Origin of the sequence: Pseudarthrobacter sp. NPDC058362 (assembly GCF_042723515.1) — a bacterium.
Lineage (GTDB): Bacteria > Actinomycetota > Actinomycetes > Actinomycetales > Micrococcaceae > Arthrobacter.
Genome location: NZ_JBHXIW010000002.1, coordinates 604300 through 625384 on the forward strand (window position 1 = coordinate 604300; position 21085 = coordinate 625384).

Consider the following 21085-nt stretch of genomic DNA (forward strand, 5'->3'; position numbering starts at 1 on the left):
ATGGCGAACTACACTGCCGCGGACATCAAGGCCCTGCGCGAGCGCACCGGCGCCGGCATGATGGATGTCAAGAAGGCTCTTGACGAAGCCAACGGTGACGCCGAGAAGGCCATCGAAATCATCCGCATCAAGGGCCTCAAGGGCGCCACGAAGCGTGAAGGCCGCTCCACCGCTGAAGGCCTCGTCGCCGCCAAGGTCAGCAACGGCGTTGGCGTCATGATCGAAGTCAACTGCGAGACCGACTTCGTCGCCAAGGCTGACAAGTTCATCCAGCTGGCTGACAAGGTCCTGGCCGTGGCCGTCGAGTCCGGCGCAGCCGACCTCGAGACCCTGCTGGCCACCGAAGTTGACGGCAAGCCGCTGTCCGAGGTCGTCGTCGAAGAAGGCGCAGTCCTGGGTGAGAAGGTTGTTGTCCGCCGCATTGCCCGCCTCGAAGGCGCAACGGTTGACGCCTACCTGCACAAGACCTCCAAGGACCTCCCGGCCCAGGTCGGCGTGCTGTTCGCTGTTGACGGTGAAGGCGAAGCCGCTGCCACCGCAGCCCACGACGTCGCTGTCCACATTGCAGCGATGGCCCCGAACTACCTGACCCGCGAGGACGTTCCGGCCGAACTGGTCGAGTCCGAGCGCCGCATCGCCGAAGAGACCGCAAAGGCCGAGGGCAAGCCCGAAGCCGCACTCACCAAGATCGTCGAAGGCCGTGTGACGGGCTTCTACAAGGGTGAGGTCCTGGTTGACCAGGCATTCGCGAAGGACGCCAAGAAGTCCGTGGCGCAGGTCCTCGAAGAGGCCGGCGTCAAGGGAACCGCGTTCGCACGCTTCCGCGTCGGCTCCTAGTCGATCCATGCAAGGGGTGGCCACTTCGGTGGCCGCCCCTTTTGCATGCGCGCCGATTGCCGCCCGGCCGGTTCCGACCAGCTGCCCGGGCAGGATAACCTTTTTTCAGATCATCAACGGGAAGGCATCATGGAAGCCGTCAACACTGTAATCCAGCCAGAGAAGAGCAGGCGCCGCGTCCTCCTGAAGCTTTCAGGCGAGGTCTTCGGCGGCGGAAAGCTGGGTGTCGACCCCGAAACGGTCCGCGACGTAGCCAAGCAGATCGCAGCGGCCGTCCCCGAGGTGGAAGTGGCCATCGTAGTGGGCGGGGGCAACTTCTTCCGCGGCGCAGAACTTTCCCAGAGCGGCATGGACCGCTCCCGCGCCGACTACATGGGCATGCTGGGCACCGTCATGAACTGCCTCGCGCTGCAGGATTTCCTGGAGCAGGCCGGCGTGGAGACCCGGGTCCAGAGCGCCATCACCATGGGCCAGGTGGCCGAGGCCTACATTCCGCGCCGCGCGATCCGCCACATGGAAAAAGGCCGCGTTGTCATCTTCGGCGCAGGCGCCGGCCTCCCGTACTTCTCCACCGATACCGTCGCTGCCCAGCGTGCCCTGGAAGTGCACGCCGACGTCGTGCTCATGGCCAAGAGCGGCGTCGACGCCGTCTACACCGCCGATCCCAAGAAAGATCCCACCGCCGAACGCCTCGAGACCCTCAGCTATGACGATGCCCTGCGCCGGGACATCCGGGTCATGGACCAGACCGCCATGACCATGTGCAAGGACAATAAGCTCTCCATGGTGGTGTTCGGCATGGAGGGCGAGGGCAACGTCACCCGCGCCATCCTCGGCGAGAAGCTGGGCACGCTGGTCACGGCCTAGCTGCGGCTAGGATGTTTGCAGGACAGTTTCGTCCCCGGCTCTGCGCCGAGGACGGAAGCAGCTACAGAGAACCACCTTGTGCATCAAACCGGCGCCCCGGACTGCACCAGAACCGTCAGGAGAGACCGTGATCGAAGAAACCTTGCTCGAAGCCGAAGAAAAGATGGACAAGGCAGTCGAGGTAGCCAAGGAAGACTTCGCTTCCGTCCGTACCGGCCGCGCCAACCCCGGCCTCTACAACAAGGTGCTGGTGGAGTATTACGGGTCGCCCACGCCGCTGCAGCAGCTTGCTTCCTTTGCCATCCCGGATGCCCGCACCATCCTGATCACGCCGTTCGACAAGACCGCCTTGCGGGACATCGAGCGTGCCCTGAGCGATTCCGAGGTGGGGGCAAATCCGTCCAACGACGGCAACGTCATCCGGATCACCATTCCGGAACTGACCAAGGAACGCCGCAAGGAGTACGTCAAGATCGTCAAGACCAAGGGCGAGGACGCCAAGGTCTCCATCCGCAATATCCGCCGTAAGGCCAAGGAAACCCTGGACAAGCTGATCAAGGACGGCGAAGCGGGCGAGGACGAGGGCACCCGGGCGGAGAAGGAACTGGACAACCTGACCAAGGCCCACGTGGACGGCATCGACGAGCTGCTAAAGCGCAAGGAAGCTGAGCTGCTCGAAGTCTGATGGGCCAGGCAGAACAGGCCCCCGCACAGGGTCCGCGTACACGGGGGAAGCGGCCCAGGGCCAACCCCACCCCCAAAGCGGGACGCAACCTGCCCGCCGCGGTGGTGGTGGGACTGACCATGCTGTTCGGCGTGCTGGGCGGCCTGCTGTTCCTTCCGCTCGGATTCGTGGCGGTCACCACCGCCTTCGCCGTGTTCGGCGTGTGGGAGATCTTCCGCGCACTGGAAGCCAACGGCACCAGGCTGCCCATCATTCCCGTGATGACCGGCACCGTGGCCATGCCGTTCGCGGCCTATCTCGGCGGGATCGAGAGCCTGCTCTTCGCCCTGCTGCTGAGTTCCGTAGCCGTGCTGCTGTGGCGCTCCATCGAGGGGGCGGCGGGCTCGGCCAACAGCATCTTCGCGGGTGTTTTTGCCCTGGGCTGGGTGCCCTTCTTCATCAGTTTCGCCGCACTGCCGCTCCACGCCGGCATCGGAGCGTCGCCGCTGGGCCTCTGGCCCGGCGGTACGGTGCCTGAAGGAGCGCTGCAGGTTGCCGTCATGCTCCTCCTGGTGGTTGCCAACGACACGTTCGGCTACCTGGTGGGGGCCTCCCTGGGCAAACATCCCATGGCGCCGAAGATCAGCCCCAAGAAATCCTGGGAAGGCTTCGCCGGATCCGTGGGCGGGGCTGCGGTGGTGGGCGTGCTGGCCAGCGTTTTCGTCCTGGATAAGCCGTGGTGGGTCGGAGTGGTACTGGCAGTTGCCCTGGTAGCCGCCGCCACAGCCGGGGACCTGGCCGAATCCATGGTCAAGCGCGAACTCGGCATCAAGGACATGAGCTCCATCCTTCCCGGCCACGGCGGCGTGATGGACCGGCTCGATTCGATCGTTTTCGCTGCCCCTGTGGCGTTCATCCTGTTCGGGCTGGCAGCGGGCGCCTGACATCCATCCCGGGCGCGTCCGCGGCACCTAGAATGGTGCAAGCGATCCGGCAGAAGAACATTGAAGGAAAACACAGTGGCATTGGACCAACACCGGCAGATTCCCGCGTCCTTTGAGCGCGTGGGACGGAGCGACTACGGCTACAACGCCAAGCAGGTGGACCAGTTCCTGGCCCGTGCGCGCGTGTCCCTGGAGACCCCCGAAGCGGCGACCCATCCGGTCACCAGCGGGGATGTCCGCAGTGTCTCCTTTGACCCGGTGAAGGGCGGCTACTCCGCATCGCGCGTGGATGCAGCCCTGGACCGGCTGGAGGATGCCTTTGCCCGCAGGGAGCGGGATGACCTCATCGCGGCCCGCGGCGAGGAAGCGTGGTTGCGCGAGATCGGCCAATTGTCCGGAACCCTGCGGGGCCGTCTGCACAGGCCCGACGGCGAACGCTTCCGCCGGCCGTCCCGGAAAAAGGCCCGCAGCTACAACACCGCCGACGTGGACCGGCTGTGCCGGGAGCTCATCGGCTACCTGGAGAAGGACAAGCCGCTCAGCGTGGACAGCGTGCGCCGTGCCGTGTTCCGTCCCGCCGTGGGCCGCGAAGGCTACGAAGAAGCCCAGGTGGACGCGTTCCTGGACCGCGTGGTCGAACTGATGGCCGCCATCGACTAACAAGCCGGCGAAGCCGCAGCTCAGCGCTCGGTGGCCAGGGGCCGCTCCGGAGTATGCAGCCGCGTCATGACCCGCTGGACGGTGCGCGGCACCCGCCGGGAAGTGGCCCGGGACACGAGCACCATGACCCCGAACGCGGCCGGCACGGTCCACGCTGCAGGCTGGGCCAGCCAGCCGGGGATATTGTGCGCCCCGGCAAGGGCACCCGCCACCAGCGCGCCGCCGCACAACAAGCCGCCGGTCAGCATCCCTGCGATGGCACCGGCGTCGGTAAGGCCCCGCCACCAGATCCCCAGCAGCAGCACCGGGCAGACGGTGGAGGCGGTGAACGCAAACACCAGCCCCACGCTGCCGGCCAGCGCAAACGAATCGGTCATGAACGCAAAGCCCAGCGGCACCACCGCTGATACCACAGCGGCCAGGCGGAAGCCGCCGACTCCGCCGCCCAGCGCATCCTGGCTGATGACGCCGGCCAGCGACACCACCAGCCCGGAGGTGGTGGACAGGAAAGCCGCAAAGGCGCCGGCCACCACCAGGGCAGACAGCAGGTCCCCGGCGGTCCCGCCCACCAGCCGGCCGGGCAGCAGCAGCACCATGGCGTCCGCCTGCCCGGACCGCGCAAGGTCCGGAGCGAACACCCGGCCCACGAAACCATAGGCCGTGGGAAAGAGGTAGAACACTGACAGCAGGCCCAGCACGATCAGGGTGGTCCGCCGGGCCGACTGGCCGTCCGGGTTCGTGTAGAAGCGGACCAGCACGTGGGGGAGCCCCAGGGTGCCGAACAACAGGGCCACCAACAGTGAGATGTTCTGATACATGCCCGTTGGCAGGGCGTTGGTGGGGTTGACGTCCGGCCCGGACAGCGCCGGAGTTCCGTTGCCGGCCAGCACGAAGACCATGAACACGATGGGGACGGCCAGCGCCGTGAGCTTCAGCCAGTACTGGAACGCCTGGACGAACGTAATGGAACGCATCCCTCCCGCAACCACCGTCAGGCACACCACCACGACCACCGCAACGGAGCCTGCCCAGGACGGCAGCCCTGTGGTGATCCTGATGGTCAGCGCTGCTCCGTGCAGCTGCGGGACGATGTACAGCCAGCCCACCAGCACCACCACCATGCTGGTCACCCGCCGCACGGCAAGGGAGTCCAGCCGGGCCTCGGTAAAGTCCGGAATCGTGTAGGCCCCGGAGCGCCGCAGCGGGGCCGCCACGAACAGCAGCAGCATGAGGTATCCCGCCGTATAGCCCACCGGAAACCACAACGCGTCGGTCCCGGACAGCAGGATGAGCCCGGCGACGCCCAGGAAACTGGCCGCGGACAGGTACTCACCGCCGATGGCCGAGGCGTTCCACCAGGGCCGCACGGTCCGGGAGGCAACGTAGAAGTCGCCGGTGGTGCGGGAGATCCGCAGCCCGTAGAAACCGATGGCGGCGGTGGCCAGGACCACCACGGCCACGGCGGCGAGCGCCACTGCCGGGTTCATGCCGGCCTCACCGGTCTTCGGCGAGGTCGCGGTAGCGTGCCTCGTTGCGGGCCGCGGACCGGATGAACAGCCAAGCACTGAGGCCAATGACCGGGTAGATGCCGGCGCCCAGCAGCAGCCAGCTGAAGGGGATACCGGCAATCCGCGTCCCGGCCAGGCCCGGCGCGGCGGCGAGCAGGAGCGGGAATGCCCCCAGGATCAGCAGGAACCCGCCGGCCACCACCAGGGCCAGCCGGAGCTGGGACCGGATCAGCGAGCGGACGAACAGTTGGCCCACCTCGGAGTCGAGTGCGGCCTCGCGGCTTTCCTTGGCCGGCTGCACCGCGGTGCGCGGCGCGGTGACGCGGACCCGGGTCATGACTGCGGCCTGATCCGGGTCGTCTCGAGCTTCTCCCGGACCAGGGGCAGGTGCCGCCGGCTGATGGGAAGCCCCGCACCCGCCACCGTGACGCTGGGACCGTCCGCGGCGAGCTTCATCGACGTCACGTGCTTCAGCGCCACCAGGTACGAACGGTGCGTGCGGATGAAGCCGGCCTCGGCCCACTGCTGCTCCAGGTCGGCCAGAGGCACCCGGATCAGATAGCTGGCGTCCGTCGTGTGGAGCCGCGCGTAGTCTCCCTGCGCCTGGACGTACGTGACGTCGTCGCGCCTGATCATTTTGGTGGTCCCGCCCTGGTCAACCGTGATCATCTCCGGTGCGGCGGCGCCGTCGTGCATTTCACTGATCCGCGCCACCGAGCGCGCCAGTCGCTCCGCGCGCACCGGCTTGAGGAGGTAGTCCACCGCGGCCAGTTCGAAGGCGTCCAGCGCGTGGTCCTCGTCCGCGGTGACGAAGACCACCGCCGGCGGGTTGCTGCTCCCGGCGATGGCACGGGCGATGTCCAGGCCGGAGAGGGCGGGCATGTGGATGTCCAGGAAGACTGCGTCCACGCCGCCGGCGGCCAGCGCCTTCAGCGCTTCGCTGCCGGAGGTTGCCCGCAAGACCTTCCCCACCCGTTCGTCCCGGCCCAGCAGGAACGCGAGCTCTTCGACGGCGGGAAGCTCATCGTCGACGACGAGGACATTGATCATGTTCCTAGGTTAGCCAACGCGTCCGCCAAAGCGGCCTCAGGCATCGTGCCCCGGCTGGGACTTGGGCACCCGCATGGTGATGAGCGTGCCCTCGCCGGGGGCGGTTTCGATGACCAGGCCGTGGTCGTTGCCGTAAACCTGCCGCAGCCGGGCGTCCACATTGCGCAGTCCCACATGGTCGCCGTCCGCGTGCCCGGCCAGGACGGCTTGGAGCTGCGCCGGGTCCATGCCCACGCCGTCGTCCTCGATGGTCACCTCGGCGAAGGCGCCGGCGTCGTTGGCCGTGATGCTGATGTGGCCGGGGCCCTCCTTGGCCTCCAGGCCGTGCCGCACGGCGTTTTCTACCAGCGGCTGCAGGCTCAGGAACGGGATGACCGTGCTGAGGACCTCCGGCGCCACGCGGAGGCTTACCTGGACGCGCTCGCCGAACCGCGCACGCTCCAGCAGCAGGTACCGGTCGATGCAGCGCAGCTCCTCGGCCAGTGTGGTGAAGTCGCCGTGCCGCCGGAAGGAATAGCGGGTGAAGTCGGCGAATTCGACCACCAGTTCGCGCGCCCGGGCGGGGTCCGTATTGATGAAGGACGCAATCGCGTTCAACGAGTTGTAGATGAAGTGCGGGCTGATCTGGGCGCGGAGGGCCCGGACTTCGGCTTCCATCAGGAGGGTGCGCGAAGCGTCCAGCTCAGCCAGTTCCACCTGCGCCGCCACCCAGTCCGCCACCTCGGTGGTGGCCCGGACCAGCCCGGCGCCGGCCGTGGGCGCAAAGGCCGCCACCGCACCCACTACCCGGGTGCCGGCACGCACGGGCGCAATGACCGCTGCCAGGGGGCCTCCGGTAGCGTCAACCGCGTCCGGCCCGGACGGACTGCCGGCGCGCAGCACCGCCGTGTGGCCACCCGACAGGACCCCCGCAGCGAGATCCATCAGGCGCGGCTTCAGGTCCTCGGCGGCGCCGTCCCAGGCCAGCACCCCGGACGTGTCCGTGATCGCCAGGGCCTCGCAGCCCAGCAGGGCCCTCAGCTGCCGGCTGGCCTTGGCCGCTCCGGCCGGATTGAGCCCGCGCCGCAGGTGCTGTCCCGCCTGGGACGCCGCGTGCAGCGTGTGGTAGGTGGCCCGCTCGGCGTCGGTGCCCAGGTCGCGGAAGGAGCGGAGTACTTTCAGTCCCACGCCGACGACGGCGGCAACGGCCAGGGCGATGACGGCCACCGCCGCGGCGGTCAGGAGGGGGGAGTCGGGCATGGTGCCCAGCGTAGCGGCGGCTGCCGCTTGTCGCAGCATCGGGGCCGTTGAGCGACCGCACGACCGCGGGGGCTGGAATGTTCCCCGCCCCACACAGCAGAGTGATGGGAGTCACAGCGCCGGTACGCCTTGCGGGGCCCTGCCGCCCGGTGTGTCCAGGCAAGTCTCAATGAGGAGGAATGATGGGTCACGACGCCCACACTCCGGACGCAGCGGCGTCCGTGGACTTTGAAGAGGTCCAATCGACGGAGCGGTTCCAGGAACTGCGCAAACGTCACCGCAGCTTTGTCTTTCCCATGGCCGCGGCATTCCTGCTGTGGTACTTCGCGTACGTTCTGCTCGCGGACTACGCCGTGGACTTCATGTCCACCAAGGTCTGGGGGAACATCAACATCGGCCTGATCCTGGGCCTGCTCCAGTTCGTCTCCACCTTTGCGATCACCGGCTGGTACGTGAGCTACTCCAACCGGCGGCTGGACCCGATCGCGGCGGAGATCCGCCACGAAATCGAAGGGCACGAATTTGATAAGCACGGCAACCCAGTGGGCGGAGTAAACAAATGATCGGAATCGCCACGGCGGTGGACGTGTCCGCCCTGAAGGACACCACGCTGCTGAACATGGGCATCTTCGGCCTCTTCGTGGCCGTCACCATGGTCATTGTGTTCCGGGCCAGCCGGAACAACAAGACTGCCGCCGACTACTACGCGGCCGGCCGGTCATTTACCGGTTCCCAGAACGGCACCGCCATTGCCGGTGACTACCTGTCCGCGGCTTCCTTCCTGGGCATCACCGGCGCCATCGCCATCAACGGCTATGACGGCTTCATGTACTCCATTGGCTTCCTGGTTGCCTGGCTGGTGGCCCTGCTCCTGGTGGCGGAACTTCTCCGCAATACCGGCAAGTTCACCATGGCGGACGTGCTCTCCTTCCGGCTGAAGCAGCGCCCGGTCCGGATCGCTGCGGCACTGTCCACCCTGGCCGTCTGCTTCTTCTACCTCCTCGCCCAGATGGCCGGCGCCGGAAGCCTCATCTCGCTGCTGCTCGGCATCAGCGACTGGGGCGGACAGGCGCTGGTGATCATCGTCGTCGGCGCCCTCATGATCATGTACGTCCTGATCGGCGGCATGAAGGGCACCACCTGGGTGCAGATCATCAAGGCCATCCTGCTCATTGCCGGTGCCGCCGTAATGACCCTGTGGGTGCTGGCCATCTACGGCTTCAACCTCTCCAGCCTGCTCGGCGCCGCAGTGGACACCGCCAACAATCCCGCCGTGCTTAACCCGGGCCTGCAATACGGCAAGTCCGAGACGTCCAAGCTCGACTTCATGTCCCTGGGCCTGGCCCTGGTCCTGGGCACCGCAGCCCTGCCGCACGTCCTGATGCGCTTCTACACGGTGCCCACGGCCAAAGAGGCCCGCAAGTCCGTGGTGTGGTCCATCTGGCTGATTGGCCTGTTCTACCTGTTCACCCTGGTGCTGGGCTACGGCGCCGCTGCCCTGGTGGGTGCCGAGACGATCAAGTCCGCGCCCGGCGGCGTCAACTCCGCTGCCCCGCTCTTGGCCTTCTACCTGGGCGGCCCGCTCCTGCTCGGCTTCATCTCGGCGGTGGCATTCGCCACCATCCTCGCCGTGGTGGCCGGCCTGACCATCACTGCGGCGGCGTCCTTCGCCCATGACATCTACGCCAGCGTCATCTCCAAGGGAAAGGCCGACGCCGAGACGGAGGTCAAGGTGGCCCGGCGCACCGTCGTGGTCATCGGTGTCCTGGCCATCCTTGGCGGTATCCTCGCCAACGGCCAGAACGTCGCCTTCCTGGTGGCACTCGCCTTCGCGGTGGCTGCCTCGGCAAACCTGCCCACCATCGTGTACTCCCTGTTTTGGCGGAAGTTCACCACACAGGGTGCGGTGTGGAGCATGTATGGCGGTCTCGCCTCGGCAATCATCCTGATCATGTTCTCCCCGGTGGTTTCGGGCACGGAGAAGTCCATGATTCCGAGCGCCGACTTTGCGTTCTTCCCGCTCAGCAACCCGGGTATCGTCTCCATCCCGCTGGCGTTCTTCCTTGGTTGGCTGGGAACGACCCTGGACAAGAACCGGGAAGACAGCGCCAAGCAGGCCGAAATGGAGGTGCGGTCGCTGACCGGCGTCGGCGCCGAGAAAGCGGTGGATCACTGATCCGGCCCTTGCCGGGCCGGGTGCACTGCACCTGAAGGGCACGGCAAGCGGTCCGGTCCGCACGCCACGAAGCCCCTGCGCCTTGGACTCCCGTTCAAGGCGCAGGGGCTTAGTGCTTCAGGAAACCCTCGGTGCTAGCCCGCCGGGCGCAGGGTGATGCTGGTCATCTTGAGCTGGTCGGCACCCTCGAAACGGTAGGACAGGTCGGTCTTCCTGTCCCCGCAGGTGATCAGGCCAGTGACATCAGCACGCCTGGTGCCGCCATCGTTGTCTACCGTGAAGTCGTTGAAGGCCGGCTCGCAGCTTTGGGTCAGCTTCAGGGTGCCGATACCGGTCATGAACTGTTCCTTGGACAGCTGCTCCTGGAGTGCGGGGTCCAGGTATTCGCGGTAGGCCTTGGCGGTGTCGCCGGCGATCACCAGATCCGTGAAGTCTTTCGCCAGGCCACGGGCCTGGTTGCTGGTGCTGCCTGTGACGTTGACGGCGATGATGATGCCAAGGACCAGCAGGAGCACGAGTCCGCCGGTGCCGGCCAGCAGGACCATGGGCCGGGGCCTGCCCGGGACGCGGCCCTCTGCACGGGCCGCGGCGCGGGCCTTGCGCCGCCCGCCCGGCTGCACGCCGCCGTCGTCATCCTGTCCGGGTGACTGCTGCGGCTCTCTGTCCGGGACGGGCGGCAGGCCGTGCGGCAGGCGCGGCTGCTGGGACGGGTAAGGTTCCTGGGGACCGCTCAAGGGAAGCCTTTCCGGACGTGGTGCGGAGGCACCGCCTGGACGCGCGCACTGGATCCGCGCAATAACGGGCACCAGCCTATCGGGCGCGTCGCCCGGTCCGTACTTTCGTTGCGCCGGAAGTGGGAACCGGAAGCCGGCCGCTTCCGGTCACGCCCCGGCGGATCCGCGCTCGAGCAAGGGCTGGACCCGGAAGGGAATGAGTTCGCCCATCGCCAGTGCCGTATCGGTGCGGTCGACGCCGTCGCACGCCAAGATCTTGCCGTTAATCCGGAACAGGTCCTCGGCATCCACGGCCACCACGCGCAGCAGCAGGTCCGCGGACCCGGTCAGGCCGTAGCCCTCCAGAATCTCCGGAATGTCCGCAAGCTTGCCGGCCAGTTCGCCCAGCTTCTGCTGCTGGACGTGGACGGAAATGAACGCCATCAGGGGGTACCCCAGGGACGCCGGATTGATGCGACGTTCAAACGACAGGAAGACATGCTTCTTCTCCAGTTGGGCCATGCGCGCCTGGACGGTGTTCCGGGAGAGTCCCAGCTTCTGGGCCAGTGCCACCACCGTCCTGCGGGGGTCCTGCGCGAGGGCAGACAGCAGGCGGGTGTCAGTGCCATCCAAAGCTTGCATAATGCGCAACGTTAGCACGGTGCGGAGTGTCCGGACAGAGCATTATGCTCAAGGAATTTCAAAGTGGTTGTGCCCCCTGAGCATTGTGAGTAGGGTCACAGTATCCGGGGCAACGGCGCCCGGAAGGCAGGCGCTGGCCGGGGCCACAAGCTCCTCCAGCCGCAGGTCAACGACGTAAGAAGGTTGCGGGCTATCGTGTCTACAGACGAAGCGGGCCACATCGGGGCAGGATCCCGGAACGGCGCCCGGAGTACCCAAGGAGCAGGGCAGAACCTCGTCCAGCTGATCACCCCCGCGGGGGAGAGGATCAGCCATCCCGAGTTTGATTTCTGGGTCAAGGACGTGTCCGACGAACAGCTGTGTTCGCTGTATGAGGACCTCACCGTCATCCGGCGGATCGATGTCGAGGCCACCGCGCTGCAGCGCCAGGGCGAGCTCGCCCTGTGGCCACCGCTGCTCGGCCAGGAGGCAGCACAGGTTGGCTCAGCCCGGGCGCTCCGCGAGGACGACTATATTTTCTCCAGCTACCGGGAAAACGGCGTGGCCTACTGCCGCGGCGTGGACCTTACCGATCTGGTGCGGGTATGGCGCGGCAATGCGTCCTCCGGCTGGGACCCGGCCACGGTGAACATGGCCACCCCGCAGATCATCATCGGCGCCCAGACGCTGCATGCCACCGGATTCGCCATGGGCATCCAGAACGACGGTGCTGACTCAGTGGCCATCACCTACTTCGGCGATGGCGCCACCAGTGAAGGCGACGTCAACGAGGCGATGGTCTTTGCTGCCAGCTACCAGGTTCCCGTCGTGTTCTTCTGTACCAACAACCACTGGGCCATTTCCGAGCCAGTGCGCCTGCAGTCCCACATCCAGCTGGCAGACAGGGCCACCGGCTTCGGCATTCCCAGCCTCCGCGTGGATGGAAACGATGTCCTGGCCGTGATGGCCGCCACGCGGGTAGCACTGGACCGGGCCCGCCGCGGCGGCGGCCCCACCTTCATCGAGGCCGTGAGCTACCGCATGGGACCGCACACGACGGCGGATGACCCCACCCGCTACCGCGACCCCAACGAGCTTGAGGACTGGTCTGCCAAGGACCCCATCACCCGGGTGGCCGCCCTGCTGGACCGCAAGGGCCTCCTCACCGACGACCTGGAACAGCGGGTCAAGGGCAAGGCTGACGCCGTGGCCAAGGAAATGCGCTCGGGCTGCATCTCCATGCCGGACCCTGAGCCCCTGGATGTCTTCAAGCACGTTTACAGCACGCCCAACTCCTGGCTGGACCGGCAGCAGGACCACTACGCCCGTTACCTGGCGTCCTTCGGTGATCCCGCAGGCGCCGCTTCCCAGGAAGGTGCACGCTGATGACGCAGATGACCTTTGCCCGTGCCATCAATACGGGGCTGCGCAAGTCACTGGAAAATGATCCCAAGGTGGTTCTCCTCGGCGAGGACATCGGCACGCTCGGCGGCGTGTTCCGGGTGACCGATGGCCTGCAGAAGGACTTCGGCAAGCACCGGGTGGTGGATACGCCCCTGGCCGAGTCCGGCATTGTGGGTACCGCCGTTGGCCTGGCCTATCGCGGTTACCGGCCAGTGGTGGAAATCCAGTTCGACGGCTTCATCTATCCGGCCTTCGACCAGATCGTCAGCCAGGTGGCCAAGCTGCACTACCGCACCCGCGGCGCCGTCAAGATGCCCATTACCATCCGGGTTCCGTTCGGCGGCGGCATCGGCTCGCCCGAGCACCACTCCGAATCCCCGGAGGCCTACTTCACGCACACCTCCGGGCTGCGCGTGGTCACGGTATCCAACCCGCAGGACGCCCACACCGTCATCCAGCAGGCCATCGCCTGCGACGACCCCGTCCTCTACTTTGAGCCCAAGCGCCGCTACCACGACAAGGGCGAGGTGGACGAGTCCGTCGACCCGCGTTCGGCATTCCCCATGGACAAGGCGCGCATCCTCACCCAGGGCACCGACGTTACCCTCGTGGCATACGGGCCCCTGGTCAAGACGTGCATGGACGTTGCCGCTGCGGCAGCGGACGAGGGTATCTCCATCGAGGTCATCGACCTGCGCTCGCTCGCCCCCGTGGACTACGACACAGTGGTTGCCTCCGTGCGGAAGACCGGGCGCATGGTCATCACCCACGAGGCCGGGCAGTCCGGCGGCGTGGGCGCGGAAGTGGCTGCCAGCATCACCGAACGCTGCTTCTACTACCTGGAATCCGCGCCGGTGCGCGTGACCGGGTTCGATGTTCCCTATCCCTATTCAAAGGTGGAGATGCACCACTTGCCGGGCCTTGACCGCATCCTGGACGGTGTGGACCGTGCCTTGGGCCGGCCCAACTCCCTGAGCGGGCTGGAAGGATGAGCGCCACCATGATCAAGGAATTCCGGCTTCCGGACCTGGGTGAGGGCCTCACCGAATCTGAAATCCTGAGCTGGAAGGTCGGGGTGGGGGACACCGTCACGCTCAACCAGGTCATCGCCGAGGTGGAGACGGCCAAGGCCGTGGTGGAGCTGCCCTCTCCTTTTGCCGGAGTCATCAAGGCGCTTCACGAGGAACCGGGAACAGTGGTGGAGGTGGGAAAGCCCATCGTCACCTTTGAAGTAGCGGACGACGGCGGCAGCGCACCTTCCGGCGCGGAAGGGGGCGACGCTGCAGGGGCCATCGGAAAACGGGAACCCAACCTGGTGGGGTACGGCGCCGTCGTCGAAAGCTCCGGCCGTCCCGCACGGCGGCCCCGGAACTTCGCGGCAGTGGCTCCTTCTGCTGCGACCGCGTCGGCGGCGCCTGCGCCGGCTGCTGCGCCTGCTTCCGTAGACTCCACTCCCGATTCAGCCGTGGCGCCTGCCGGTTCCGGTGAACGCCCGCGCTCCACGCCGCCGGTGCGGAAGCTGGCCAAGGACCTGGGCGTCGACCTGGCCGATGTCACGGCGACCGGCCCGGACCGGCTCATCACCCGCGAGGATGTCCAGGCCTACGCCGACGGCGCACAGGATGCCCGAACGCAGGGAACCGGGCAGCAGGGAACCGGCGCCACAGCTGGAAGTGCCTCCGGCGGGCCGCGCGAGGTCCGCACTCCGATCAAGGGCGTCCGGAAGTTCACGGCTGCGGCCATGGTCCAGAGCGCTTTTACGGCCCCGCACGCCACAGAGTTCCTCACCGTGGACGTCACACCCACCATGGAACTGCTGGCAAAGCTCAAGGCCAGCCGGGAGTTTCAGGGCTGCCGCGTCACGCCGATGACGCTTGCGGCCAAGGCGGTGCTGATTGCCCTGAAGCGGAATCCGTCACTGAACTCGCGCTGGGATGAGGCCAGCCAGGAGATCGTGACGTTCAACTACGTGAACCTGGGTATCGCCGCGGCCACCCCGCGCGGGCTCACCGTGCCGAACGTCAAGGACGCCGACAGGCTGTCGCTGCGGGACCTTGCGGGCGCGATCACGGAACTCACGGAAACGGCCCGCGCCGGCAAGACCGCTCCCGCGGATCTTTCCGGAGGCACGATCTCGATTACCAATATCGGTGTCTTCGGGATCGACGCCGGCACGCCCATCCTCAACCCGGGCGAAGCGGCAATCCTCGCCCTGGGCGCGGTGCGGAACATGCCGTGGGAGTACCAGGGCGAAGTGGCGCTGCGGCAGGTGCTCACTCTGAGCCTGTCCTTCGACCATCGGCTCGTGGACGGCGAGCAGGCCTCCCGGTTCCTCGCGGACGTCGGGGCGATCATGGCCGAGCCGGGCATGGTCCTCACCATGGTCTGACATGCGCACGACCGGCCCCGGCCCGCTTGGGCGGTGGTGCCAGGGGCCGGTTATGCGCGCCGGGGCCGGTTGTTGCGGCGGGATGATTGGGGGGCCCGCCGCCACGGGGCCCGTTATGCGCGCCGGCGCCGGTTGTGGCGGCGGGGATCAGTCGGGGGGGACCGTCAGGGCAGCCAGGGCCATGGTTTCCAGCAGCGGCCGGGCGGTCCGCGAGGCCATCTTGCGGCCGTGGCTGCGCACCGAGTGTGGCGTGGAGTTAATTAAGCCGAACGTGGCGTGTGCCCGCATGCGAAGCTCGGATGCATCCGTGCCCGGATGGATCAGGGCCAGCACCTCCACCCAGACCTCGACGTAACTGCGCTGCAGCGTCCGCACCGCCGACTGGTCCTGCTCCGACAAGTTGCTCAGGTCCCGGTCCTGGACCCGGATCACGTCCGGCTTCCCCAAGGCAAAGTCCACCTGGAATTCCACCAGGCGCCGCAGGGCAACGGCCGGGTCAGGGTTGTCCGCCACGACGCGCCGGCCGCCTTCCAGGAGGTCCTGGCTGACCGTGGTGAGCAGATCCGCCAAGACGGCCTGCTTGCCGGAGAAATGCCGGTAGACCGCCGGGCCGCTCACACCGGCCGCCGAGCCCAGGTCCTCGAGCGAGACCCGGTTGAAGCCGTTCACCGCAAACAGGGAAGCGGCAGCGGCCAGGAGCGCCCGCCGGCGGCTTTCCTTCGCCTGGCTGCGCTGCGTGACGGGGCTGCGTTGCGTCACGGGACTGCGCTCCGTGGTGCTGCGCTGGACAGCGCCGCTGCTGCTGGTGGGCACTTCTCCTCCTTGGACCCGCAAAGCCTAGCAAGGCCCCGCCTGTGTTGGACATCACAGTTAATAGAGACTAACCTGAATTTCAGTTATTGAACACTAACCGAGTTGGCATTCCCGGCCCGGAACGGAAGAGAAACGGAACGCGTCGATGGAGACCCTTCTCAGCCGGCTTGACCCAGCCAGTGAGGCGTTTGCGGCCAACCGCCAGGGGCAGCTTGAGCTTGTGGCTGACCTGCGCAAACGACTTGCGGACGCAGCACTGGGCGGGCCGGAGAAATCCCGGCAGAGGCACGTGGCCCGCGGCAAGCTGCTGCCCCGGGAGCGCATCGACCAACTCCTGGACGACGGCAGCCCGTTCCTGGAGATCTCCCCCCTGGCAGCCAACGGGATGTACGACGACGAAGCTCCCGGCGCCGGCGTGATTGCGGGCATCGGGCTGGTCCACGGCCGCCACGTCCTGGTCATCTCCAACGACGCCACCGTCAAAGGCGGCACGTACTACCCCATGACGGTGAAGAAGCACCTGCGGGCCCAGGAGATCGCGCTGGAAAACCGGCTGCCCTGCATCTACCTGGTGGACTCCGGCGGGGCATTCCTGCCCAAGCAGGACGAGGTCTTCCCGGACAAGGAGCATTTCGGCCGCATCTTCTTCAACCAGGCGAGGATGTCGGCGGCGAAGATTCCGCAGATCGCCTCCGTGATGGGGTCCTGCACGGCCGGAGGCGCGTATGTGCCGGCCATGAGCGATGAGACCGTCATTGTCCGCAACCAGGGCACCATCTTCCTCGGCGGGCCGCCGCTGGTGAAGGCCGCCATCGGGGAGATCGTCACCGCAGAGGAACTGGGCGGCGGCGAAGTGCACTCGCGCGTTTCCGGTGTGACGGACCACCTCGCGGAAAATGACGAGCACGCGCTCCAGATCATCCGCGACATCGTTGCCACCCTGCCGCCACCGCCCGCGCCCGCCTGGGAGGTGCAGCCCGCCGCCGAACCCGCCGAGGATCCGGCCGGGCTCTACGGCGCCGTACCCACGGACGTCAATGCCCCCTATGACGTGCACGAGGTCATCGCCCGCCTGGTGGACGGCAGCCGGTTCCACGAGTTCAAGAAGGAATACGGCACCACCCTGGTCACCGGTTTCGCCCGGATCCATGGGCACCCGGTGGGCATCGTGGCCAACAACGGCGTGCTCTTCGGCGAGTCCTCGCTCAAGGGCGCCCACTTCATCGAACTCTGCGACCAGCGCGGCATCCCGTTGCTGTTCCTGCAGAACATCTCGGGCTTCATGGTGGGCAAGGACGCCGAGCAGGGCGGCATCGCCAAAAACGGCGCCAAGATGGTTACCGCCGTGGCAACAGCCCGGGTGCCCAAGCTGACAGTAGTGATCGGCGGCTCGTTCGGCGCCGGCAACTACTCCATGTGCGGCCGGGCGTACTCGCCGCGGTTCCTATGGATGTGGCCGGCCGCGCGGATCTCGGTGATGGGCGGCAACCAGGCCTCCAGCGTGCTGGCCACCGTCAAGCGGGACCAGTTCGAGGCCGCCGGAACGGATTGGTCCGCCGAGGACGAAGAAGCCTTCAAGGCGCCCATCCGCCGGCAATACGAGGACCAGGGCAGCCCGTACTACTCCACGGCACGCCTCTGGGACGACGCCGTGATCGACCCCGCGGACACCCGCACCGTCCTGGGCCTGGCGCTTGACGTCATAGCCCGCACCCCGCTGCCCGAAACCTCCTTCGGCCTCTTCCGGATGTGAACCAGCCATGACTACTCCCGCACTTTCCGAATCCATGCCCCAGGCCGTCCCGCCCCTGTTCGGCACCGTCCTGGTGGCGAACCGCGGCGAAATCGCGTGCCGGGTCATCCGCACCCTGCGCGCCCTGGGCATCCGCTCGGTCGCCGTCTACAGCGATGCCGACGCCGGTGCGCGCCACGTGCGCGAGGCTGACACGGCCGTCCGGATCGGCCCTGCAGCGGCCGCCGAGAGCTACCTCAGCATCGGTGCGGTCATTGAGGCCTGCCGGCGGAGCGGCGCCGACGCGGTGCACCCCGGCTACGGCTTCCTCAGCGAGAACGTGGAGTTCGCGCGTGCCCTGGACGAAGCGGGCATCACGTTCATCGGCCCCCGCGTGGAGGCACTGAACGTCATGGGGGACAAGATCCGCTCCAAGACGCACGTGGCGGGTTACGACGTTCCGGTGGTCCCCGGCGTGGCGCGCCCGGGAATGACCGACGCTGAGCTCGTGGAGGCGGCCGCCGCCGTCGGCTATCCGCTCCTGATCAAGCCGTCCGCGGGCGGCGGCGGCAAGGGCATGCACGCCGTGGCCACTCCGGAAGAGCTGCCCGCCACGCTGGCAACCGCGCGCCGCGTGGCGGCCAGCGCCTTCGGCGACGACACCCTCTTCCTGGAGCGGCTCGTCACCACCCCGCGGCACATTGAGGTGCAGGTGCTGGCCGACAACTACGGGAACGTCATCCACCTCGGCGAGCGCGAATGCTCGCTGCAGCGCCGCCACCAGAAGGTCATCGAAGAGGCGCCCTCGCCGCTGCTGGCCGGGCTCCCCAACGGCGCCGAGGTCCGCGCCCGGATCGGCGAGGCGGCCTGCAACGCCGCCCGCAGCGTCAACTACACCGGCGCGGGCACCGTGGAGTTCCTGGTTTCGGACGAGGCTCCGGACGAGTTCTTCTTCATGGAAATGAACACCCGGCTGCAGGTGGAGCACCCCGTCACGGAGATGGTCACCGGCATCGACCTGGTGGAATGGCAGGTCCGCATCGCCGCCGGTGAGGAACTGACCATCCGGCAGTCCGACGTCGGACTTTCCGGCCACGCCGTGGAGGCGCGCGTCTACGCGGAAGTGCCGGAAAAAAACTTCCTGCCCTCCACCGGCACTGTACTCCTTCTTGACGAACTGCCCGGTCCCCGGCAACGCCCCGGCGCCCCGCCAGCCAACGAAGTGGCCACCGCCCGGGGGAGGGTCCGCGTGGACTCCTCCCTGGTGGATGGCCTGGAACTCTCCTCCAGCTATGACCCGATGATCTCCAAGGTGATCGCCTGGGGCGCGGACCGTACGGACGCCCTGGATACGCTCGATGCTGCGCTCGCCGGCTATACCGCCTTGGGCGTGCACACCAACGTGGAGTACCTCCGCCTGCTCATCAACGATCCGGACGTCCGCGCCGGCCGCCTGGACACAGGCCTGATCGGGCGCCGCATGCCGGAGCTCGCCTTCCGCCGGCCCGACGCGTTCGAGTTCGCCGCGGCCGCCCTCTATGCCGCGGACCACGAGCGGCAGAACACCCCGCCCGATCCGGCTGGCACGGCGGGTCCATGGCAGCGCAAGGACGGCTGGCGGGTGGGCAGCCCGGCGCCGCGGCGCATCAGTGTCGGTACGCCCGACGGCGGCGTGGCCACCGTGGCGGTCGGCGCCCTGGAGGCGCCGGGGGACGCAGCGGGGAAGGAGCACCTGCGGGCCTCCGTGCAAGTGGACGGCGGCCCGGTGCGCCGGGCCGCGCTGCACCTGAGCTCCCGCGCGGCATTCCGGCTGGAACTCGACGGCGAGGGCCGGGACTACTCGCTGGCCCCGGTGTTCACCGGACCCCAGGCGCAAAGCTGGCTGGACCCCCAGCCGGGTCCCTCGGCGCTCTTCCTGGGCAATGAAGGCTGGTCCTGCCGGCTGGAAATCCTCACCCGCGAGGCCCGCCTGGAACGCGTACTGGCGGCAGTGCAGCGGGAAGAAGGCGCAGCGGACCCGGCAGTACGCTCACCCATGCCGGGCACGGTGGTCTCCGTACCGGTCCGGGACGGCGACACCGTGCAGGCCGGCCAGGTGCTGCTCTCCGTGGAGGCCATGAAGATGGAACACCAGCTCCTCGCGCCGCTGGCAGGCACGGTGCACCTGACAACGGCTGCCGGCGCCCTGGTGAAGGCAGACCAGGTGGTGGCCACCATCCACCCGCTCGACGACACGAACACCCCCAACGAACTTGATGGCGAAGGAGCCCAGGCATGAACGGTTTTGAACTGACGGAGGAATACCAGGACCTCAGCGACACCGTCCGCGACTTCGCGGACACGGTGGTGGCCCCGGTCTCCGCCAAGCACGACGAGGAACACAGCTTCCCCTACGAAGTGGTCAAGCAGATGGCGGAGATGGGCCTCTTCGGCCTGCCGTTCCCGGAAGAATTCGGCGGCATGGGCGGCGACTACTTCGCGCTTGCCCTCGCGCTGGAACAACTGGGCCGGGTGGACCAGTCCGTGGCCATCACCCTGGAAGCCGGAGTCTCCCTGGGCGCCATGCCTATCTACCGGTTCGGCACAGACGCGCAGAAGCAGGAGTGGCTGCCGATGCTGGCCTCGGGCCAGGCGCTCGCAGGCTTCGGACTCACCGAACCCGAGGCGGGCTCGGACGCAGGCGGTACCAAGACCACCGCGCGGCGCGAGGACGGAAACTGGGTCATCAACGGCAACAAGGAGTTCATCACCAACTCCGGCACGGACATCACACGCCTGGTCACCGTCACTGCCGTCACCGGCCAGACCGAGCGCCCGGACGGGTCCGTGAAGAAAGACATCTCCACCATCCTGGTGCCTACCGACACGCCGGGCTTCAAGGCGGAGAAGCCGTACAACAAGGTGGGATGGAACGCCTCCGACACGCACCCGCTGACGCTCAAGGACGTCCGGGTCCCGGAAGCCAACCTGCTCGGAGCCGAAGGCCGCGGCTACGCGAACTTCCTGTCCATCCTGGATGAGGGCCGGATCGCCATCGCGGCACTGGCCACAGGTGCGGCCCAGGGCTGCGTGGACCTCTCGGTCCGCTATGCCAGCGAACGGCGCGCTTTCGGCCAGGAAATCGGCAAGTACCAGGCCGTCTCCTTCAAGATCGCCCGGATGGAAGCACGCGCCCACACGGCCCGGCTGGCGTACTACGACGCCGCGGCCCGGATGCTCGCCGGCAAGCCGTTCAAGACGCAGGCGGCCATCGCTAAGATGGTCGCAGGCGAGGCAGCCATGGACAACGCGCGGGATGCCACCCAGGTATTCGGCGGCTATGGCTTCATCAACGAGTTCACCGTGGCGCGCCACTACCGCGACTCCAAGATCCTTGAAGTGGGGGAGGGCACCACGGAGGTCCAGCTGATGCTGATCGCCCGCGAACTGGGCCTCTAGGCCCGGGCGCCGTTGCCGGCCGAAAGGATC

At 67.4% G+C, this 21085-nt stretch carries 20 protein-coding genes; 13 read left to right on the plus strand and 7 right to left on the minus strand.

Annotated elements, in window-relative coordinates:
* From tsf to ACFWIX_RS07330, 5 genes are all read left to right on the plus strand, one after another.
* A complete protein-coding gene (tsf, locus tag ACFWIX_RS07310) occupies positions 1-837 on the plus strand; it encodes a translation elongation factor Ts (protein WP_377215445.1) in 837 nt (278 codons plus the stop codon).
* 129 nt (positions 838-966) lie between these two features.
* Positions 967-1704 (plus strand): UMP kinase, encoded by a 738-nt coding sequence (pyrH, locus tag ACFWIX_RS07315; protein WP_377215446.1) that lies wholly within the window; start codon positions 967-969, stop codon positions 1702-1704.
* Between the two features lie 127 nt (positions 1705-1831).
* Positions 1832-2389: a ribosome recycling factor gene (gene frr, locus ACFWIX_RS07320; RefSeq protein ID WP_377215447.1), complete on the plus strand. Its 558-nt coding sequence runs from the start codon at positions 1832-1834 to the stop codon at positions 2387-2389.
* Positions 2389-3312 carry a phosphatidate cytidylyltransferase gene (locus ACFWIX_RS07325; RefSeq protein ID WP_377215448.1) on the plus strand — a complete coding sequence of 308 codons (924 nt, stop codon included), beginning with the start codon at positions 2389-2391 and terminating at the stop codon, positions 3310-3312. Before frr ends, ACFWIX_RS07325 begins: the two co-directional genes overlap by 1 nt.
* Positions 3313-3387: 75 nt before the next feature.
* Positions 3388-3972, plus strand: a complete 585-nt coding sequence (locus tag ACFWIX_RS07330) for a DivIVA domain-containing protein (RefSeq protein ID WP_377215449.1) — start codon at positions 3388-3390, stop codon at positions 3970-3972.
* A 20-nt stretch (positions 3973-3992) separates the two neighbouring features.
* Here ACFWIX_RS07330 and ACFWIX_RS07335 read toward each other — a convergent pair whose 3' ends face one another.
* From ACFWIX_RS07335 to ACFWIX_RS07350, 4 genes are read right to left on the minus strand one after another with little or no spacing between them, the layout of a single operon-like run.
* The gene (locus tag ACFWIX_RS07335) at positions 3993-5459 is read right to left on the minus strand and encodes a cation acetate symporter (RefSeq protein WP_377215450.1); all 1467 of its coding nucleotides are present in this window, start codon (positions 5457-5459) and stop codon (positions 3993-3995) included.
* Between the two features lie 7 nt (positions 5460-5466).
* Positions 5467-5817: a hypothetical protein gene (locus tag ACFWIX_RS07340; RefSeq protein WP_377215451.1), complete on the minus strand. Its 351-nt coding sequence runs from the start codon at positions 5815-5817 to the stop codon at positions 5467-5469.
* A complete protein-coding gene (locus tag ACFWIX_RS07345; RefSeq protein WP_377215452.1) occupies positions 5814-6530 on the minus strand; it encodes a LytR/AlgR family response regulator transcription factor in 717 nt (238 codons plus the stop codon). Before ACFWIX_RS07345 ends, ACFWIX_RS07340 begins: the two co-directional genes overlap by 4 nt.
* A gap of 36 nt (positions 6531-6566) precedes the next feature.
* On the minus strand, positions 6567-7769 hold the full coding sequence (locus ACFWIX_RS07350; RefSeq protein ID WP_377215453.1) for a sensor histidine kinase: 1203 nt from the start codon (positions 7767-7769) through the stop codon (positions 6567-6569).
* A gap of 182 nt (positions 7770-7951) precedes the next feature.
* Between ACFWIX_RS07350 and ACFWIX_RS07355 the strand changes: the two genes are divergently transcribed.
* Both ACFWIX_RS07355 and ACFWIX_RS07360 read left to right on the plus strand, forming a co-directional pair.
* Positions 7952-8332 (plus strand): DUF485 domain-containing protein, encoded by a 381-nt coding sequence (locus ACFWIX_RS07355; protein ID WP_377215454.1) that lies wholly within the window; start codon positions 7952-7954, stop codon positions 8330-8332.
* Positions 8329-9945 (plus strand): cation acetate symporter, encoded by a 1617-nt coding sequence (locus ACFWIX_RS07360; protein ID WP_377215455.1) that lies wholly within the window; start codon positions 8329-8331, stop codon positions 9943-9945. Before ACFWIX_RS07355 ends, ACFWIX_RS07360 begins: the two co-directional genes overlap by 4 nt.
* A gap of 134 nt (positions 9946-10079) precedes the next feature.
* Here the strand turns inward: ACFWIX_RS07360 and ACFWIX_RS07365 are convergent, their stop codons facing one another.
* Both ACFWIX_RS07365 and ACFWIX_RS07370 read right to left on the minus strand, forming a co-directional pair.
* A complete protein-coding gene (locus ACFWIX_RS07365) occupies positions 10080-10679 on the minus strand; it encodes a hypothetical protein (RefSeq protein ID WP_377215456.1) in 600 nt (199 codons plus the stop codon).
* 147 nt (positions 10680-10826) lie between these two features.
* Positions 10827-11300, minus strand: a complete 474-nt coding sequence (locus ACFWIX_RS07370) for an Lrp/AsnC family transcriptional regulator (RefSeq protein WP_377215457.1) — start codon at positions 11298-11300, stop codon at positions 10827-10829.
* Between the two features lie 195 nt (positions 11301-11495).
* Between ACFWIX_RS07370 and pdhA the strand changes: the two genes are divergently transcribed.
* The 3 genes from pdhA to ACFWIX_RS07385 are packed head-to-tail and all read left to right on the plus strand — an operon-like array spanning position 11496 to position 15072.
* A complete protein-coding gene (gene pdhA / locus ACFWIX_RS07375) occupies positions 11496-12665 on the plus strand; it encodes a pyruvate dehydrogenase (acetyl-transferring) E1 component subunit alpha (RefSeq protein ID WP_377215458.1) in 1170 nt (389 codons plus the stop codon).
* Positions 12665-13675 (plus strand): alpha-ketoacid dehydrogenase subunit beta, encoded by a 1011-nt coding sequence (locus tag ACFWIX_RS07380; protein WP_377215459.1) that lies wholly within the window; start codon positions 12665-12667, stop codon positions 13673-13675. Before pdhA ends, ACFWIX_RS07380 begins: the two co-directional genes overlap by 1 nt.
* An 8-nt stretch (positions 13676-13683) precedes the next feature.
* The gene (locus tag ACFWIX_RS07385) at positions 13684-15072 is read left to right on the plus strand and encodes a dihydrolipoamide acetyltransferase family protein (protein ID WP_377215460.1); all 1389 of its coding nucleotides are present in this window, start codon (positions 13684-13686) and stop codon (positions 15070-15072) included.
* Positions 15073-15219: 147 nt separating this feature from the next.
* Here ACFWIX_RS07385 and ACFWIX_RS07390 read toward each other — a convergent pair whose 3' ends face one another.
* A complete protein-coding gene (locus ACFWIX_RS07390; protein ID WP_377215517.1) occupies positions 15220-15831 on the minus strand; it encodes a TetR/AcrR family transcriptional regulator in 612 nt (203 codons plus the stop codon).
* 199 nt (positions 15832-16030) lie between these two features.
* Here ACFWIX_RS07390 and ACFWIX_RS07395 point away from each other — a divergent pair, with 199 nt between their 5' ends.
* The 3 genes from ACFWIX_RS07395 to ACFWIX_RS07405 are packed head-to-tail and all read left to right on the plus strand — an operon-like array spanning position 16031 to position 21055.
* A complete protein-coding gene (locus ACFWIX_RS07395) occupies positions 16031-17638 on the plus strand; it encodes a carboxyl transferase domain-containing protein (protein ID WP_377215461.1) in 1608 nt (535 codons plus the stop codon).
* Positions 17639-17645: 7 nt separating this feature from the next.
* Positions 17646-19895, plus strand: a complete 2250-nt coding sequence (locus ACFWIX_RS07400; protein WP_377215462.1) for a biotin carboxylase N-terminal domain-containing protein — start codon at positions 17646-17648, stop codon at positions 19893-19895.
* The gene (locus tag ACFWIX_RS07405) at positions 19892-21055 is read left to right on the plus strand and encodes an acyl-CoA dehydrogenase family protein (protein WP_377215463.1); all 1164 of its coding nucleotides are present in this window, start codon (positions 19892-19894) and stop codon (positions 21053-21055) included. Before ACFWIX_RS07400 ends, ACFWIX_RS07405 begins: the two co-directional genes overlap by 4 nt.
* Positions 21056-21085 lie beyond the last annotated feature (30 nt).

Coding starts and splice junctions, on each gene's coding strand:
- tsf (WP_377215445.1), top strand. CDS start 1: ATGGCGAACTACACTGCCGCGGACATCAAGGCCCTGCGCGAGCGCACC.
- pyrH (WP_377215446.1), top strand. CDS start 967: ATGGAAGCCGTCAACACTGTAATCCAGCCAGAGAAGAGCAGGCGCCGC.
- ACFWIX_RS07325 (WP_377215448.1), top strand. CDS start 2,389: ATGGGCCAGGCAGAACAGGCCCCCGCACAGGGTCCGCGTACACGGGGG.
- ACFWIX_RS07335 (WP_377215450.1), bottom strand. CDS start 5,459: ATGAACCCGGCAGTGGCGCTCGCCGCCGTGGCCGTGGTGGTCCTGGCC.
- ACFWIX_RS07340 (WP_377215451.1), bottom strand. CDS start 5,817: ATGACCCGGGTCCGCGTCACCGCGCCGCGCACCGCGGTGCAGCCGGCC.
- ACFWIX_RS07345 (WP_377215452.1), bottom strand. CDS start 6,530: ATGATCAATGTCCTCGTCGTCGACGATGAGCTTCCCGCCGTCGAAGAG.
- ACFWIX_RS07350 (WP_377215453.1), bottom strand. CDS start 7,769: ATGCCCGACTCCCCCCTCCTGACCGCCGCGGCGGTGGCCGTCATCGCC.
- ACFWIX_RS07355 (WP_377215454.1), top strand. CDS start 7,952: ATGGGTCACGACGCCCACACTCCGGACGCAGCGGCGTCCGTGGACTTT.
- ACFWIX_RS07360 (WP_377215455.1), top strand. CDS start 8,329: ATGATCGGAATCGCCACGGCGGTGGACGTGTCCGCCCTGAAGGACACC.
- ACFWIX_RS07370 (WP_377215457.1), bottom strand. CDS start 11,300: ATGCAAGCTTTGGATGGCACTGACACCCGCCTGCTGTCTGCCCTCGCG.
- ACFWIX_RS07380 (WP_377215459.1), top strand. CDS start 12,665: ATGACGCAGATGACCTTTGCCCGTGCCATCAATACGGGGCTGCGCAAG.
- ACFWIX_RS07385 (WP_377215460.1), top strand. CDS start 13,684: ATGATCAAGGAATTCCGGCTTCCGGACCTGGGTGAGGGCCTCACCGAA.
- ACFWIX_RS07395 (WP_377215461.1), top strand. CDS start 16,031: ATGGAGACCCTTCTCAGCCGGCTTGACCCAGCCAGTGAGGCGTTTGCG.
- ACFWIX_RS07400 (WP_377215462.1), top strand. CDS start 17,646: ATGACTACTCCCGCACTTTCCGAATCCATGCCCCAGGCCGTCCCGCCC.
- ACFWIX_RS07405 (WP_377215463.1), top strand. CDS start 19,892: ATGAACGGTTTTGAACTGACGGAGGAATACCAGGACCTCAGCGACACC.